The 1,228-nt window shown below is 33.6% G+C and carries 2 protein-coding genes; both read left to right on the top strand.

Annotated elements, in window-relative coordinates:
• A partial coding sequence (locus C7Y47_RS24545) for an IS30 family transposase (protein WP_142510567.1) occupies positions 1–438 on the top strand: 438 nt, incomplete at its 5' end.
• Positions 439–477: 39 nt separating this feature from the next.
• Positions 478–1,044 (top strand): GNAT family N-acetyltransferase, encoded by a 567-nt coding sequence (locus tag C7Y47_RS24540; protein ID WP_142511128.1) that lies wholly within the window; start codon positions 478–480, stop codon positions 1,042–1,044.
• Positions 1,045–1,228 lie beyond the last annotated feature (184 nt).

Here is a 1,228-nt window from a genome sequence, read left to right as displayed (position 1 = left end):
GGACGTGGGAAAGCAAAAGGTTGTGTAGCAACATTTATTGAGCGAATGACACGGTGGTATGTTGGCTTTTTGATACCAGATCGCTCAGCCCAATCAATGGAAAGAGCAGTACGTCTTCTTCATACTAAATTACCAAAAGGCACTATAAAAACAGCCACAACAGACAGAGGTAAAGAATTTAGCTGCTATAAAGTGTTAGAAAAAGACTTAAAAATTGATGTTTATTTTGCGGACGCCTATTCTTCTTGGCAACGCGGAAGTAACGAAAATGGAAATGGATTACTTCGCGAATTCTTCCCTAAGCAAACAAATTTCGATGAAGTATCACCAAAAGAACTAACAGAAGCATTAAACTATATCAACAACCGACCAAGAAAATGTCTTGGTTGGAAAACTGCAAACGAGGCATTTGATGAGCAACTGTTGCACTTAATTTGACAAATCATCGTACTCAAAAATTTAAAGGGGGAAAATGAAATGTATAATCCTTTACTATTAGATATTCCAACACAATTAACAACAGAAAGATTAATTCTTCGCGCTCCAAATCATTCTGGAGACGGAAATATTGTTAACCAAGCAATTAGAGATTCCTTTACTGAATTAAAAGCGTGGATGGCCTTTGCTCAAGAAATTCCTAGTATTGAAGAAACAGAGATTAATCTAAGAAATGCTCATATTAACTTTTTAAAAAGAGAAAGCTTTCGTTTTCTTATCTTTCATATAGATACTGATGAATTTATTGGAGCAGCGAGCTTTCAAGGGATTGATTGGAATATTCCAAAATGTGAAATTGGATACTGGATTAATTCAACTTTTAGTGGCAATGGATATATGACAGAAGCTATAAAAGAGTTAATTAATTTCGGATTAAATCAAATCCTATTTAGAAGAATTGAAATTAGGTGTGAATCAACAAATTATAAGAGTCGTTCCATCCCAGAAAAACTCGGATTTAAGTTAGAAGGAACACTAAGGAATGAGGATTTATCAGCAGATGGATGTCGATTAACAGACACTTGCATTTATTCAATAATAAAATAACTTTGTGAATAATTTCACTTAAACTAATGGGTGCTTTACTTGAAGATCATTGAGTTGCGTATGCAGTACAACCTTTCATAAAGTTACAAAAAAGCCGAACTCTACATTTAAACTGTACCCTATAAGATAGACACTTTGAAAAAAGTCTATCCTATAGGGTACTTTTGTTTATAATGAGAAAAAA

It is taken from the genome of Lysinibacillus sphaericus, from assembly GCF_006864135.1.
In the GTDB taxonomy this organism is placed as follows: domain Bacteria; phylum Bacillota; class Bacilli; order Bacillales_A; family Planococcaceae; genus Lysinibacillus.
The sequence above is the reverse complement of the archived record's forward strand: the minus strand, read 5'-3'. Positions and strand labels throughout refer to the sequence as shown.